The organism is Vagococcus sp. WN80Y (genome assembly GCF_059621045.1).
The window spans coordinates 63,634-78,263 of record NZ_JCAQHY010000173.1 but is presented as its reverse complement, the minus strand read 5'-3'; the positions used below and the strand labels follow the sequence as shown (position 1 = coordinate 78,263).

The 14,630-nt window shown below is 39.3% G+C and carries 17 protein-coding genes and 1 other annotated feature; all 17 genes read right to left on the bottom strand.

Annotated features, from left to right (window positions below; genetic code table 11):
- Positions 1 to 11: 11 nt before the first annotated feature.
- The 17 genes from AC5KOD_RS20035 to AC5KOD_RS19955 all read right to left on the bottom strand — a co-directional run bounded on the left by AC5KOD_RS20035 (position 12) and on the right by AC5KOD_RS19955 (position 14,622).
- On the bottom strand, positions 12 to 479 hold the full coding sequence (locus AC5KOD_RS20035) for a low molecular weight protein-tyrosine-phosphatase (RefSeq protein WP_496916360.1): 468 nt from the start codon (positions 477 to 479) through the stop codon (positions 12 to 14).
- 19 nt (positions 480 to 498) lie between these two features.
- Positions 499 to 951 carry a YaiI/YqxD family protein gene (locus AC5KOD_RS20030; RefSeq protein ID WP_496916359.1) on the bottom strand — a complete coding sequence of 151 codons (453 nt, stop codon included), beginning with the start codon at positions 949 to 951 and terminating at the stop codon, positions 499 to 501.
- Positions 952 to 1,037: 86 nt separating this feature from the next.
- On the bottom strand, positions 1,038 to 1,271 hold the full coding sequence (locus AC5KOD_RS20025) for a Veg family protein (protein WP_209531228.1): 234 nt from the start codon (positions 1,269 to 1,271) through the stop codon (positions 1,038 to 1,040).
- A gap of 268 nt (positions 1,272 to 1,539) precedes the next feature.
- Complete coding sequence (locus AC5KOD_RS20020) at positions 1,540 to 2,157, bottom strand: sigma factor (protein WP_496916358.1); 618 nt, start codon at positions 2,155 to 2,157, stop codon at positions 1,540 to 1,542.
- 100 nt (positions 2,158 to 2,257) lie between these two features.
- Positions 2,258 to 2,782, bottom strand: coding sequence for an NYN domain-containing protein (locus tag AC5KOD_RS20015; RefSeq protein WP_496916357.1), 525 nt, complete (start codon positions 2,780 to 2,782; stop codon positions 2,258 to 2,260).
- A 28-nt stretch (positions 2,783 to 2,810) separates the two neighbouring features.
- Positions 2,811 to 3,638, bottom strand: a complete 828-nt coding sequence (gene rlmB, locus AC5KOD_RS20010; RefSeq protein ID WP_496916356.1) for a 23S rRNA (guanosine(2251)-2'-O)-methyltransferase RlmB — start codon at positions 3,636 to 3,638, stop codon at positions 2,811 to 2,813.
- On the bottom strand, positions 3,631 to 4,038 hold the full coding sequence (locus tag AC5KOD_RS20005; RefSeq protein ID WP_496916355.1) for a Mini-ribonuclease 3: 408 nt from the start codon (positions 4,036 to 4,038) through the stop codon (positions 3,631 to 3,633). The genes rlmB and AC5KOD_RS20005 overlap by 8 nt, the downstream gene beginning before the upstream one ends.
- Entirely contained in the window at positions 4,038 to 5,450 is a 1,413-nt protein-coding gene (gene cysS, locus AC5KOD_RS20000) for a cysteine--tRNA ligase (RefSeq protein ID WP_496916354.1), read from the bottom strand. The genes AC5KOD_RS20005 and cysS overlap by 1 nt, the downstream gene beginning before the upstream one ends.
- Positions 5,451 to 5,473: 23 nt before the next feature.
- Positions 5,474 to 5,992 carry a serine O-acetyltransferase EpsC gene (epsC, locus tag AC5KOD_RS19995; protein ID WP_496916353.1) on the bottom strand — a complete coding sequence of 173 codons (519 nt, stop codon included), beginning with the start codon at positions 5,990 to 5,992 and terminating at the stop codon, positions 5,474 to 5,476.
- Positions 5,993 to 6,183: 191 nt separating this feature from the next.
- Positions 6,184 to 6,396: a binding site (T-box leader), on the bottom strand.
- A 5-nt stretch (positions 6,397 to 6,401) separates the two neighbouring features.
- Positions 6,402 to 7,862 (bottom strand): glutamate--tRNA ligase, encoded by a 1,461-nt coding sequence (gene gltX, locus AC5KOD_RS19990; protein WP_496916352.1) that lies wholly within the window; start codon positions 7,860 to 7,862, stop codon positions 6,402 to 6,404.
- Between the two features lie 15 nt (positions 7,863 to 7,877).
- Positions 7,878 to 8,354, bottom strand: a complete 477-nt coding sequence (gene ispF, locus AC5KOD_RS19985) for a 2-C-methyl-D-erythritol 2,4-cyclodiphosphate synthase (RefSeq protein WP_496916351.1) — start codon at positions 8,352 to 8,354, stop codon at positions 7,878 to 7,880.
- Entirely contained in the window at positions 8,351 to 9,061 is a 711-nt protein-coding gene (gene ispD / locus AC5KOD_RS19980; RefSeq protein ID WP_496916350.1) for a 2-C-methyl-D-erythritol 4-phosphate cytidylyltransferase, read from the bottom strand. The genes ispF and ispD overlap by 4 nt, the downstream gene beginning before the upstream one ends.
- 34 nt (positions 9,062 to 9,095) lie before the next feature.
- Complete coding sequence (locus tag AC5KOD_RS19975; protein WP_496916349.1) at positions 9,096 to 10,256, bottom strand: PIN/TRAM domain-containing protein; 1,161 nt, start codon at positions 10,254 to 10,256, stop codon at positions 9,096 to 9,098.
- A gap of 84 nt (positions 10,257 to 10,340) precedes the next feature.
- Complete coding sequence (gene radA / locus AC5KOD_RS19970; RefSeq protein ID WP_496916348.1) at positions 10,341 to 11,711, bottom strand: DNA repair protein RadA; 1,371 nt, start codon at positions 11,709 to 11,711, stop codon at positions 10,341 to 10,343.
- A gap of 290 nt (positions 11,712 to 12,001) precedes the next feature.
- The gene (locus AC5KOD_RS19965; protein ID WP_496916347.1) at positions 12,002 to 12,532 is read right to left on the bottom strand and encodes a dCTP deaminase/dUTPase family protein; all 531 of its coding nucleotides are present in this window, start codon (positions 12,530 to 12,532) and stop codon (positions 12,002 to 12,004) included.
- 170 nt (positions 12,533 to 12,702) lie between these two features.
- On the bottom strand, positions 12,703 to 12,960 hold the full coding sequence (locus AC5KOD_RS19960; RefSeq protein WP_496916346.1) for a metal-sensitive transcriptional regulator: 258 nt from the start codon (positions 12,958 to 12,960) through the stop codon (positions 12,703 to 12,705).
- 12 nt (positions 12,961 to 12,972) lie between these two features.
- Positions 12,973 to 14,622: an FAD-dependent oxidoreductase gene (locus AC5KOD_RS19955; protein ID WP_496916345.1), complete on the bottom strand. Its 1,650-nt coding sequence runs from the start codon at positions 14,620 to 14,622 to the stop codon at positions 12,973 to 12,975.
- Positions 14,623 to 14,630: the final 8 nt, after the last annotated feature.

The window sequence follows — 14,630 nt, the reverse complement described above, 5'->3', positions numbered from 1 at the left end:
AAAGATGTCATTCATGATGACATCTTTTTTAGTCTCTCTAACCAAGCAGAAGTAGCCATGTCAACTAACTCAAAGGTTAATTCAAAATCCCCTGTATAATAGGGATCTGGCACTTCACGATACTTACTTTCAGGTAAAATTTCTAACAATAACTTGCAAGCATCTTTCTTCTCTGCTGGAGCCATTGCTTTTAAATCTGTAACATTTTGATGATCCATACCAATTATTAAATCAAAAGTCTGAAAATCATGCGCCATGATTTGTTTAGAGCGAATCCCTTCGCAGCTCATACCATGTGCTTTAAGTATTTTACGTGTACCTGTATGAGGCGGTTTCCCCTCTTCCCAACGGCTTGTTGCTCGTGATTCTATTACAAACTTATCTGCCAAGCCATGAGCTTCAACCTTTTTACGAAAAACAGCCTCAGCCATTGGCGAACGACAAATGTTCCCTAAACAAACAAATAGTATTCGATACATCTATTCCCTCCTTGTATTACTACTTACTTTCCAATTCCTCTAAAACCTGACTAAGCCTTTGGCAAAACATTTCACGATTCTCTTCAGTATACTTCTTAGGTCCCTTCGTTCGTTTACCGCTCTTCCGCAATTGGGCACTTATATAGCGCGTTTCAAGAAGTTGGTTAATGGTCTCTTGCGTATACTCATAGCCTAAATGATGCAAAACACGCACTCCCTTAGGCAAGACCAAAGAAGCCAATCCGTAATCTTGCGTTACTAAAACGTCACCTGACTTTATCAAAGCTACAACACGGTAATCAGCAGAATCTGCTCCCTCATCAACATAAATGACCTCGACATTAGCAGGCAATTCTCTCTCTGAATAATGCGATAAACTCGTTACGAGTGTCACTTGTTCCCCAGTCTCTTTTGCTAAGTGGTAGATGTCTTCCTTTACTGGACAGGCATCGCCATCAATAAAAATCCCCACAAACTTCCACCTCTTTTAATATTTAGACAAAATAAAAAGCCTTAAACTATAGGCTAGTTATTTTACGTATCGTTTATATAGAGAGTCTATAAAAATTCAACCTCTACAGTGTGAGTTAAGATGTCAGTGTAACTATAGGAAACTCTTTCGAAAGAGTTTTCACCCTGATCTAAATCGACAACAAAAACAGCTGGATATGTTTCAGTCAACGTTCCGCGATGTTCTGTTTGACGCTTACGACCAGTTTGAGCGACTAACATAATCTTACTTCCGATGCGATCTTCCATTTTCTTTTTAATTGTTGATAATGTTGTTGGCATCCAATTCACCTCTTGTAAGATGATAACACATTTTCCTGAAAATTTCAAGTCTATCACAAAATTATTACAAATGCAATAAAGATTAATTTTTTTTTATCATTAAGGCCTTTTTGTGAACTTTCACAAAGAATCATTTCATTACAGTGACAGGTGAATCATTTTTACTAGGTCTAATTTGTTGGATAACCAGTTACTTCTTCATTAAACTTTCTCACTACAGCCATCGATTAACCCTCTTTATCTGAAAGGGGAAAGGGTTTACTTATGACTACAACGTTCCCTTCATCTTACGTTTAATTCTATCAATCGCATTTTTAGCCTGGGCTACAGTTATTTTCAAGTCCTTACTAATTTTATCTGGAGTTTCTTGCTTGAGTAACCTTCTCCAAACAGTTAACTCCAATAGTGATAACTCTGATGCCAGACTTTCCAATGACTCTCTAATAAAAATCTGTTGATTAGCATTCTCTGCTTGCACAATACTCATTGTTGTCAGTTTTTCACCATAAAGTTCGACTCCTTCATCTAAAGACGTATCGGCTAAACCAAAATTACGTTTTTCAGCACTTTGCCGCCTTATTAAAGAAATCACATGCCGTTCAAAGAGAAGACTAAAATAGTGAACTATACTTGTCCCATAAGAACTATCAAAGCTGTCCCTAGCTTGCCAAAAAATTATTCTACCTTCTTGAAACCAATCATCCTGATCAAATTCATGTAAATAGTAGCGCTTTCTCATACTGTAAACAATCATTTTACATGGTTCAAACTCTTTATTAAATTCATTTGAATAAACGATTTCTTCATTTTTTTCATTATAAAGGTCATCCCTCATAAATCCCCCATATCCAGAAAACGCTTTCCCCTGACTCACTAAATGTATCATACATTTTTTCACTTTAATAGCGAACATACATTCTCAAAAACAATTATTGCGTTTTTTTCACAATTAAATAAAGAGCCAAAACAACCTCAACGTAAATGGCTCATGAGTTAGATAAGTCTTTTAATAACTGCTGTAATTCGTTTAACTGATCTAAGTTCCAAGCAGAATTTCGGTGAGCATTCGCCAATCGAAAGGTCTGTGTTTCTTGCTCAATTTTTTTACTCGTCAATTGAATATCCTGATTCAATTCATTTGCCGATTTCCGCAAAGCACCTTTTGAAAAAACTAACCATTGCTCTGCTAAATCACTAGTAGCTACCGTTACTTGTGTCAGACGCGACATCAGCTCACTTGCCTCCCGTTCAATATAACTATCAGCAGTTTCATCTGTTTTAGTAAAAATAACTGTCAGCTGATATTTACGATATTCCTGTTGAAGCCCTGGTACGAGCTGGGCATCAAAAACGACAATAACTTCCAGACCTTCATATTTCGCATAATTAGATAATTTAAATAACAACAAATCGCGTGCATCTGCCAACTTTTCTTGGTTCTTCAGCTGACTCAGTTCTGGCCAAGCGCCAATCATATTGTAACCATCTACTAATAAGATTTGTCGTTTCATCTTTGTGCCCACCTCCTTTTTTATTCTGCTAATTTTGACGTTTACGAAACACTTCATACATCAACAATCCCGCTGCAACACCCGCATTTAAACTCTGCACATGACCAACCATAGGAATTGATAACATTTCATCAACCTCTTTTTTCAAACCTACAGACATCCCTTTTCCTTCATTTCCAATTATCAACGCAATTGCCCCAGACACATTCCACTTACGATAATCTGTGCCGGACATATCCGTTCCAAACACCCAAAAATGCTGTTCTTTTAACGTTCCAATTGCCTGCTTTAAATTTGTTGCGCGAGCCACTGGAATATGTTCAACTGCCCCAGTCGATGTTTTGGCTACAATCGAAGTAATCCCGACTGCCCTGTGTTTCGGAATAATCACTCCATCAACACCAGAAGCATCTGCTGTTCGTAAAATAGAACCAAAATTATGCGGGTCCTCAATTCCATCTAAAATCAAAAAGAACGGCTCATCTTTATGCGTTTTAACCTGATTAATTAATTCTTCTACCGTCAAATACTCAAACGGAGTGATCCCTAAAACAATCCCTTGATGGACAGCACCATCAGTCAATTTATCGAGTTTTATTTTTGGAGTCCAAGAAATGGGTACTGAAAATTCTGCCGCCAATTCTTTTAACTCTTGAATTTTTGGCCCACTCAAGTCATCCTGTAAAAATAACTTATTCCCTTTATTATTTTTCAAAGACTCAACCACTGCATGGCGACCAAAAGCAAAATCATCATTAACATCGTTAGCCAACGATTGTGTCTCATTATTCTTAACTATTCGGTCATTTTTCTTATTTTTACGGCGCCCTTGAAAATTAGTTTGTTTTTTAGTCATTTTGTTCGTCTCCTATTTTCTCAATACACCACTGAACTAACGTTTCTAAACGCACCTTCTGCTCACATAAATGTAAATAACCAAAGAGAGCCTCAAAGCCAGTAGAAACTCGATATGTCGTAATATCAGCATTTTTAGCAGACGTATGACTTTTCGCGTTACGCCCACGCTTATACATAACCAGTTCTTCCTCTGTCAGCAAATTTTCTGCAAGCATAGCCTTCATCAAATGACTCTGTGCCTTCGCTGACACATACATTGTTGCCTGACGGTGAAGCATATTTGGCTTGGTATGGCCTTGACGAATCAGATAATCGCGAATATAAATCTCATAGATAGCATCTCCTACATAAGCTAAAGCTAGGCCGTTTAACAATTTAAAATCCTGTCTTTGTTTCATTAATTACGTCTCCATCTCGTTCCCTGTGGGGTATCCTCTAAAGTGATTCCTTGAGCCTTTAATAATTCACGAATTTCATCGCTACGAGCAAAATCTTTCGCTTTCCGAGCTGCTTCTCGCTCACTCATCAACTGATCAATTGCTTCATCTAACAGCCCATCTTCTTTATTAAGCTCTATACCAAAAATTGCCAACCAATCCGTTAATAAGCCTAATGCGCGCTCACTAACAGCCAATGAAATTTCCAATTGTTCATTATAACTGTTCAACCACTTGACTAATTCATAAACGACCGTGATCCCATTAGCAGCATTAAAATCATCATCCATTTCCTCAATAAATTTATCTGCTAATTGCTGTAATTCAGCCAATTTCACCTCATCTTCAGCTATCCCTGCCTGCGCCTCTTTTTGGCGGAATTGATTATTTTGATACGCCGTCTTAATCTTCTGTAAGTTTGTTTCGGCATCACTAACAGCAGTCTCATTAAAGGGAATAGGTCGACGATACTGAGTTGTTGCCAAAGCAAAACGAATACTTTCTGGATTACCACTAGCTATAAAATCATGAGCTGTCACGAAATTGCCTAAAGACTTACTCATTTTTTCGCCAGACTCCCCCACCGTTACGTAACCATTATGCATCCAATAGTTTGCAAATGTTTGACCCGTTTTCGCTTCACTCTGTGCTATTTCATTTTCATGATGAGGAAATTCCAAGTCCTGACCACCACCATGAATGTCAATTGTATCGCCTAAAAGTGAGGTTGCCATGACAGAACACTCAATATGCCAACCTGGACGGCCAGCCCCCCATGGCGATTCCCAAGATATTTCCGCTCCCTTTGCAGCTTTCCATAAGGCAAAATCCAATGGATCTTCCTTCTTAGCCAGTTCCGCTCCCGTTCGATTACTGGCGCCAATTTCCAACTCGTTGATTGATTGATCACTTAACTTACCATAATTCTCAAAATGTCGTGTGCGGTAATAGACATCCCCTTGAGACACATAGGCATACCCTTTTTCTATTAACGCCGCTATGAACTCAATAATCTCTGACATATAATCCACTACTCGAGGATGCTCACACGCCGGCTTAACATTCAGCGCTGCCGTGTCCTCCTTAAAGGCTGCAACAAATCGATCAGCAAGCTCTTTCGGGGATATACCTTGGGCCTCCGCCTCTCTAATTATTTTATCATCCACATCCGTAAAATTTGATACATAATGAACCTCATAACCACGGTATTCCAGATATTTACGAATTGTATCAAATGCAATTGTACTACGCGCATTACCAATATGAATGAAATTATAAACAGTCGGCCCGCAAACATACATCTTCACCTTACCAGATTCTAAAGGAACAAATATCTCTTTATTTCGTGTTAATGTATTATAAATTTTAATCATTGATTAACCTCCTTGAAAAAACGCTACACTTCTGATTTTTTAACTAACTTTGCAGGAATTCCAACAGCCGTTGCTCCTGCTGGAACATCCTTTAAAACAACAGCAGATGCTCCAATTTTTGCACCTTCACCAATTGTAATTGGTCCTAAAATCTGCGCCTGAGCCGATAATAATACACCATTCTTTATCGTTGGATGACGCTTCCCACAATCCTTTCCTGTCCCACCGAGAGTCACGCCATGAAAAATCACGACATCATCCCCTACCTCAGCCGTTTCACCAATCACTACACCCATTCCATGATCAATAAACACACGTCGACCAATTTTTGCGCCAGGATGAATTTCAATCCCCGTAATAAATCGCCAAAATTGTGAATTGACGCGAGCTAATAATTTCAAATGACGCCGGTATAAATAGTGGGAAATCCTATGAGCCCAGATAGCATGAACTCCCGGATAAGTCAGAATGACTTCGAGTGTCGTTCTTGCTGCTGGATCATTTTGTTTAACGGCTTGAATTTCTTCTCTCATTCGTCCCATTTTTTCCCCCTGCTCTATCTTTCGTCGCCTGATTCTTTATTCCAATTTGAAAATGCAAACACTCAATCTTAACAGTCTTTTTAATCAATCAGCTACATAACACCGAAAGAATAAACATAGAACTATGTAGTACTTTTCTCTTCATATTTAACTAAAAGAAAAACGCCCTTTCCTCAAACTAATAGCTTGAAGAAAAAGACGTTTACACGTGGTTCCACTTTTTTTCGTGAGAATGCCTCTCACCTTTGAACAAGTTAACGGTTGTTAGCCATTTCCAGCTACTTAAATTTCTTTCGCTAAAACCACTCAAAGAGGCATTTCCAGAGCTATTATTACCTGTTTTCACCAGCCACAGGCTCTCTTAAACTAATAGGTTCCGTACTTCTTCTTCTCAACGTGTTTTTAATTATTATAACGCATTTTCTAAATGGGCAATTGTTTTTTCTTTCCCTAATAAAACAATAGTATCCCCTAATTCAGGACCATGCATTTCACCAGAGACTGCCACACGAATCGGCATAAACAAATTTTTCCCTTTAACTCCTGTTTCCTTCTGTACAGCTTTAATCGCTGCTTTAATCGCTGGAACATCAAATTCAGTTATCGCTTCAATTTGCGCTTTAAATGCACTCAAAACAGTTGGTACCGTTTCACCAGCTAAAACTTCCTTTGCTTCACCATCAGCTACTGGATGATCACCAAAGAATAAATCGGACAACTCAACTATTTCAGCCGCATAGCTCATTTGTGGTTGATATAAGCTCACCAACTTTTTAACCCAAGCCAATTTATCAGCGTCTGGATTGGCTTCTACTTTATCAGCTTTCACTAAAAAAGGCAAGGCCATTTCAGTTAACCGATCCAACTCCAAGTTTTTAATGTATTGGTTGTTAATCCATTCCAACTTTTTACCATCAAATGCTGCTGGCGACTTACTTAAACGATCTGCATCAAACATCTCGATAATTTGGACTGGAGTGAAGAGTTCCTCTTCACCAACTGGCGACCAACCAAGCAACGCGATAAAATTAAACATCGCATCAGGCAAATAACCTAAATCACGGTATTGTTCAATAAATTGCAAAATTGTTTCATCACGTTTACTCAATTTTTTACCTGTTTCACTGTTGATAATTAAAGTCATATGACCAAAAATTGGTGGCGTCCAACCAAATGCTTCATAAACCATCAACTGCTTCGGTGTATTGGCAATATGATCGTCTCCACGTAAAACATGGGAAATCTCCATCATATGATCATCCACTGCAACGGCAAAATTGTATGTCGGCATTCCATCACGTTTCAAAATAACAAAGTCGCCACCAACACTATCTGATTCAAAGCTAATATCACCTTTAACTAGATCATTAAATTTAAACTCTTTATTTTTAGGAACACGGAAACGAACAACGTGTTCACGACCTTCTGCTTCAAAAGCCGCCTGCTCTTCCGTCGTTAAGTTAGCACACATACCATTATAGTGAGGCATTTCGCCACGAGCTTTTTGAGCCTCACGAACTTCTTCTAATTCAGCTTCTGTCGCATAACATTTATATGCTAAATTGCTAGCCAATAATTGATCAACTAATGGTGTATAAATATCTTTACGCTCTGACTGACGATAAGGACCATACTTTCCTGGATTTTCAGGACCTTCAGCCCAATCGATACCTAACCAAGCCAAATTCTCTAACTGACTTTTTTCGCCACCATCAATGTTTCGTTTTAAATCCGTATCTTCAATTCGAATAATAAACTCTCCATCATGATGTTTTGCATATAAATAATTAAATAGCGCAGTTCGCGCATTTCCAATATGCAAATGTCCAGTAGGACTTGGTGCGTAACGCACACGTACTTTTTTCGTCATAATCATAGCCTCTTTCTATTTTGTGATCATTAATAATGCTACTGCAAGGGCGCCGATACCTTCTTCATGGCCGACAAAACCCATTGTTTCCATCGTCGTCGCTTTCACATTAATTTGCGTTTCCTGACACTCACACGCTTTCGCGATTACTGTCTTCATCTGTGGTAAATAAGGCTGCATCTTTGGCTTTTCAGCTAAAATAGTACAGTCAATATTTCCAATAATAAAACCCAACTGACTAATTTCGTGCCAAGCTTTCTTTAATAATACCACGGAATCAGCATCTTTAAAATCATCATCTGTATCTGGAAACAAATGGCCAATGTCCGCTAATCCAGCAGCCCCCAAAAGAGCATCCGTAATCGCATGTAATAAGACATCTGCATCAGAATGACCGAGCAACCCTCGTTCATGAGGGATCGTCACTCCGCCAACAATTAGCGGTCGTCCTAAAACAAGCTGATGAACATCAAAGCCTTGACCTATCCTCATCTAATCCCCCACTCTTGAAAGCGCCACTTAGCAATGGCTTCTCCCATAATCATGTCATCTGGTGTTGTTAACTTAATATTTTCATAATTACCAGGTACCATAGCAATCTGACGATCGCTGTACTTCTCTATCAACGACGCATCATCTGTTCCAATAAAAGCTTCTTCCTGCGCCTGTTCGTGAGCTGACCGCAGTTCCTTTCCAATAAAAGCTTGAGGTGTCTGAACCTGCCATAACGTATCCCGTGGTATCGTCGCAATTACTTTACCATCCTCAGCCATTTTAATCGTATCTTTAACTGGTACTCCGACAATTGCCGCTTGCTCTCGCATTACGCTCTTACTAACAGCTTTCAGAATCTCCAAATTAATAAACGGCCGTGCCCCATCATGAACAAACACATATCCTTCCGGCTTTCCAACAGCCAAGAGCCCTTGATACACACTATCCTGCCGCTCTTGCCCTCCAACTACCAACTCAATAGGCGTTAAAGAATCAGCAAAATACCTAGCTATCAGCGACTCAACTAAAGCTCGTTCTTCTTCCTGAATCACAACAATCGCTTTCTGACAGGCTTCATCAGCTAGAAAAACAGCCAAAGCGTATGCCAAAACAGGTCTATTATTTAATTGCAATAACACCTTATTTCGAGAGGCCCGCATCCGTCTACCTTGACCAGCACCTAACAGAATGAGTTCATACTGCATGGCTCTCTCCTTTCATATTTAGCAACACGTTCATCTATTTTTTCTTTTTCTTCTGAGTTTGAGGCTGAGATTGACTTTTGTCATTGCGACTCTCATTTTGAGTCTCATTCAAGCCACGTTGTGCATGAACAGGCTTGGCGAAAATCATTCGCCCAGCTGCAGTTTGTAGCGCACTAGTTACCACGACATCTAATTCTTGATTCATGTAGTGTTGGCCATCCTCGACAACAATCATCGTACCATCATCTAAGTAAGCGACTCCCTGTTGACGTTCTGTCCCATCCTTGACGACCATAACCCGCATCGTTTCACCAGGAATAACCACCGGCTTAACAGCATTTGCTAAAGCATTGATATTGAGTACAGGGACATTTTGAAATTCAGCCACCTTATTCAAATTGAAATCATTTGTAACAACCACGCCATCTAATAGTTTAGCTAGTTTAATTAACTTACTATCAACTTCTGCAATATCCTCAAAATCCCCTTCATACATCTCAACTTGGACACTTTCTTCTTTTTGAAGAGCATTCAAAATATCCAAGCCACGACGTCCTCTAACACGTTTTAAGCTATCACCAGAATCAGCAATATATTGTAGCTCATACAAAACAAAATTCGGAATTAGCAGGACGCCTTCAAGAAAACCACTCTTTGCCACATCATAAATCCGCCCATCGATAATAACACTTGTGTCCAACACCTTATACTTCCGAAAGCTATCTGACGCCTTACGCTCTAAGACATCCTCCGAATTTCGTTTATTTTTTGGGGCAAATAGTTTCTTAAACTCATCCTGACGAATCGTCCCAACTTTAAACCCTAGATAAGCTAAGACCGTCATAATAATAATTGGAATGATATTACTAATAATTGGTGAATCTGAATTAAATAACGGCACTGATACTAGCACACCCAGTAACAGGCCAATGGCTGTTCCAATCGTACCAAATAGTAAATAGGTCAAGCTTTGACCACTTAAACTTTTTTCCACACGCTTAATTGCTGCGATAACGTATTTTCCAGTCACTAACGATATAATAAGAAAAATAATTGCTCCAATAAGTCCATTTGAAAAATAATTGTTTAAAATACTGTTATCAATGTTGAATAAATCCCATGCTTTAGGCAGAAAGGTTATACCTAAACTTAAGCCCAGTACAATCATAAAAAATGAAAATATTCTTTTTTCCACGCCTATCGCCTCCTTTAATTTAATTGTATTAAAAGCTAGGGACAGGTTCGCCCTAGCTATTTTGGAACAAATAATTCTGATAGCCTATGGAAAAATTTTTCTTAAAGCCTCTCCTAAAGTGGCAACCCCAACTACTTCAATTCCTTTTGGCGGCTCCCAACCACTTAGATTATTCTTAGGGAGATAGATTTTCTTAAATCCTAATTTTTTTGCTTCGCCTACTCGCTGCTCAATACGACTGACACGTCTAATTTCTCCGGTCAAACCAATTTCTCCTACAAAGCACTCAGTCGGCAATGTCCCTTGATCCTTATAACTCGAAGCAATCGCCACAGCAATTGCCAAATCGATGGCTGGTTCATCTAATTTGACACCACCTGCTGCTTTCAAATAAGCATCCTGATTTTGTAACAACAGTCCTGCTCGTTTTTCTAGCACAGCCATAATCAATGACACACGGTTATAATCTAATCCTGTAGAAGTTCGCTTAGCATTTCCAAACATACTTGGTGTTACCAAGGACTGAACCTCAACTAAAATCGGTCGTGTCCCTTCCATAGACACCACAATCGCTGAACCAGTCGCCCCATCTATCCGCTCTTCTAAAAACACTTCTGAAGGATTAACAACCTCTACTAATCCCTGTTCCTTCATCTCAAAAATACCAATTTCATTCGTCGAACCAAAGCGATTTTTGACTGCTCGTAAAATCCTAAACGTGTGATGTCGATCCCCTTCAAAATAAAGAACCGTATCAACCATATGCTCGAGCATTCGTGGCCCTGCTAGAGCCCCTTCTTTGGTTACATGACCAACAATAAAAATCGCAATTTCATTTGTTTTAGCAATTTGCATTAGCTCTGCAGTTGTTTCACGAACCTGACTAACACTACCAGTAGCACTTGATATCTCTGGTTGCATCATCGTCTGAATCGAATCAATAATCACATAATCTGGTGCCAATTCTTCAATTGTCTGACGAATTGCGGACATATCTGTTTCTGGATAGACAAAAAAATCATTGCCTTCAATGCTTAATCGTTCTGCCCGCATTTTAATCTGCTCAGCACTTTCCTCACCAGAAACATATAACACTTTGCCACCGCTTTGATGAAGTTGTTGAGAAACTTGCAATAGCAAGGTTGATTTTCCTATCCCGGGATCCCCACCAATTAAAACAAGCGAGCCAGGAACAACACCGCCACCTAATACACGATTCAACTCATCTAATTTAGTTTTAACACGAGGTTCTTTTTTGGATGATACCTCTCCAAGTTTCTGTGCTGTCGAGCGTTTACCAGCCATACTCACACGACTATTACGGCTCGCATCTTCTTGAATTTTCACTTCCAGCATTTCATTCCATGTTCCACAATTGGGACAGCGCCCTAGATACTTAGGTGAAATATAGCCACAAGCCTGACATTCAAATTGCGTTTTTGCCTTCTTGGCCACATTATCCCTCTTTCCTACTATAGATGTAGAATGAGATTATTCTATGAAATATTTTAGAAAAAGAGTGCCATTTAAGCACATAATTTCATAAAAAAAGAGTCTATCCCCATCCAAACCATTCTATTATTCAATCTATCCTTTATTTTAACATAACACTGACAGATACGCCCTATATTAACTTATTCTTTTAATGATTTTAAGCAAAAATTAGCGATTTACCTAGCCTATTAAAAAAACAAGAAATAACAACCTAATCCTAGGCTGTTTTTCCTTGTTTTCAAACACATTTTTTACTTACCCGACGAACCAAATCCACCTGTTCGTTCACCAATTGTCACATCTTGATCAGCTTTTAGAAATGGTAAAAATATTCCCTGACCTATGCGCTCCCCCTTTTTGATTGTTTTATCCATCAAACCAAAATTAATAAATTGGAACATGATATGGCCTTCATTATCTGCATTATTATAATAATCACTATCAATCACACCAACACCATTGCCAAGTAATAAAAAATTCTTCATGGGATTACTTGAACGATTACACAATTGCAAGAACTCTTCTTCCCCCATATAAGCCTTAATCCCTGTAGGAATTAGTACAGGCTTGACTTCCTTAGCAGTCGCTTCATCAACCAAGGCCGCTTGACCTTTTAGCGCTGCTTTTAAAACTGTTGCAATTCCTTGCTTCCAAATAGTTGGTATCACAACATCCGCGGCCGCTTCAAAATCGTACCCTGCCGCACTTTTCGTCGCACGAACAGGTAAATTAACCTCATCAGCAAATCGTGTGACTTTCTCAAATCCTCTTAATCTAGTCATTATAAATCCCCTATCTACAATTAATGTCCTCTCTTAGTTTACTCGAAATATAGATGGAATAAAAGTAAGAAAATAATCCGTGATAGTTCTTCAACTTACACTATCTTCTTTTAACTAATTCAAAAGGCGAGCCAATCGTTGGTTTCGATTGACTCACCTTCTAAATTTAACTACTTACGTTCAATCATTTGCATTGCTTGCATCACTTTTTCCTCTTGTGCTGATGCTTCTTCCAGTGGATGTTCTAAGCAATGCTTCAAATTTTCAGCAGCCATAATCCCCATGATTTTATCGATACTAGAACGAACGGCTGATAATTGAATCATCATATCGTAACACTCTTGACCCTCTTCCATCATCTTTTGAATGCCTCTCATTTGACCTTCAGCCCGCTTTAATCGATTGATGATTTTCTTATCACACTTCATAGTTTACCTCCATTATCTGATAATATCTTCTGGCATTACCTGACTATACAGTCCAAACGACCCATCTAGATTTTTCACCTTAAATCCGTGTTGTTTAAGTAACCTCTCAGCTATATAACTTCGTTGCCCACTTGCACAGCTAACAATATAGGCTTGCTCTGGATTTAGTTCAGCTAATCTCTGACGTAATTCTGGTAATGGGATATTTAAACTGTCTTTCAGGTATCCCCCGGCATATTCTTCTGTTCCTCGTACATCTAGTAGGCGATAGCCATTCGCCAACTTATTCTTTAGCTCATGCCATTGAATCATCTCACTGTGCCCTTCCATGACATTCAGCGCCACATATCCAAGCATGTTTACAGGGTCTTTAGCAACACCAAAGGGCGGAGCATAAGTGAATTCTAATTCTGGCAAATCAGCAACTGTCAACTTGCCTTTAATGGCGGTTGCAAGACTGTCTATTCGCTTGTCTATTCCCTTCTCACCAACCCCCTGAGCACCGTAAATAGTACCAGTCTCTGGATTAAAAATTAATTTCAAGACCACACTCGTTGCACCAGGATAATACCCGGCATGATCATTTCCTCTTACATGAACAATCTGATAATTTAACCCCGCCTGCTTAGCTTGGCGCTCACTTAAGCCTGTCGTCGCAGCAGTCATATCAAAAACTCGAACAATAGCAGTGCCAATACTTCCTCGATTGGTCCGTGGCAGGCCGGCTATCACATCAGCTACCTGACGACCTTGACGATTAGCTGGAGATGCTAACGAAATCAAAGCATCCTCACCTGTGATCTGTTGCTTAACAATTATTGCATCACCAACAGCATAGACATCTGGTAAATTAGTACGGTAGCTTTCATCTACTAAAATGCCACCGCGGAGACCCAAATTAACTCCAGCTGCTTTAGCTAATCTCGTTTCCGGCTGCACCCCAACGGATAAAATAATCATATCAGTCGTTAATTCCTGCCCATCCTCTAAAACGACTCGATGACCACCCTCTAAAAATTTCTCAGCGGACAATCCTGTCAAAATTTCAATCTGATGCTGCCGTAGCTCAGCCTGAACAAAAACAGCCATCTCTTCATCTAGTGGTGGTAAAACATGAGGAGCTTTTTCAACAATGGTCACCTTTAACCCTTTGCGTGCCAAATTCTCTGCCATTTCTAAGCCAATAAAACCCGCTCCGATCACCAATGCTTTTTTAGGCTCTCGTTCATCTGTGAAAGCCATTATCTTATCTAAGTCCACTACATTACGCAAGGTAAATACAGTCTCGGCCTCTTCTAAGCCCTCAATCTGAGGAACAAACGGACTTGCACCTGGAGATAAAATAACTGAATCATAACTCTCCCAATAAACTTCTCCATTATGCTGAACCTTAACTTTTTTTGCTTGGCTATCAATCTCAATTGCTTCACTTTCAGGTCTGACATCCAAATTAAAACGCGCCTGTAAACTAGCAGGTGTCTGAACCAAAAGTGCCTCTCGCTCAGAAATTTCTCCTGAAACATAATAAGGCAAACCACAATTGGCAAAAGAGACATGTGGCCCTTTTTCTAACACAATAATTTCAGCCTGTTCATCTAAACGGCGTAAACGAGTTGCTGCTGACATGCCGCCAGCAACCCCTCCAATAATAATCACTTTCATTAAATTAA

Bases quoted from the DNA above. Each gene is read 5' to 3' on its own strand.
- AC5KOD_RS20035 (WP_496916360.1), bottom strand. From the start codon at position 479: ATGTATCGAATACTATTTGTTTGTTTAGGGAACATTTGTCGTTCGCCA.
- AC5KOD_RS20025 (WP_209531228.1), bottom strand. From the start codon at position 1,271: ATGCCAACAACATTATCAACAATTAAAAAGAAAATGGAAGATCGCATC.
- AC5KOD_RS20020 (WP_496916358.1), bottom strand. From the start codon at position 2,157: ATGATACATTTAGTGAGTCAGGGGAAAGCGTTTTCTGGATATGGGGGA.
- AC5KOD_RS20015 (WP_496916357.1), bottom strand. From the start codon at position 2,782: ATGAAACGACAAATCTTATTAGTAGATGGTTACAATATGATTGGCGCT.
- rlmB (WP_496916356.1), bottom strand. From the start codon at position 3,638: ATGACTAAAAAACAAACTAATTTTCAAGGGCGCCGTAAAAATAAGAAA.
- AC5KOD_RS20005 (WP_496916355.1), bottom strand. From the start codon at position 4,038: ATGAAACAAAGACAGGATTTTAAATTGTTAAACGGCCTAGCTTTAGCT.
- cysS (WP_496916354.1), bottom strand. From the start codon at position 5,450: ATGATTAAAATTTATAATACATTAACACGAAATAAAGAGATATTTGTT.
- epsC (WP_496916353.1), bottom strand. From the start codon at position 5,992: ATGGGACGAATGAGAGAAGAAATTCAAGCCGTTAAACAAAATGATCCA.
- gltX (WP_496916352.1), bottom strand. From the start codon at position 7,862: ATGACGAAAAAAGTACGTGTGCGTTACGCACCAAGTCCTACTGGACAT.
- ispF (WP_496916351.1), bottom strand. From the start codon at position 8,354: ATGAGGATAGGTCAAGGCTTTGATGTTCATCAGCTTGTTTTAGGACGA.
- ispD (WP_496916350.1), bottom strand. From the start codon at position 9,061: ATGCAGTATGAACTCATTCTGTTAGGTGCTGGTCAAGGTAGACGGATG.
- AC5KOD_RS19965 (WP_496916347.1), bottom strand. From the start codon at position 12,532: ATGACTAGATTAAGAGGATTTGAGAAAGTCACACGATTTGCTGATGAG.
- AC5KOD_RS19960 (WP_496916346.1), bottom strand. From the start codon at position 12,960: ATGAAGTGTGATAAGAAAATCATCAATCGATTAAAGCGGGCTGAAGGT.
- AC5KOD_RS19955 (WP_496916345.1), bottom strand. From the start codon at position 14,622: ATGAAAGTGATTATTATTGGAGGGGTTGCTGGCGGCATGTCAGCAGCA.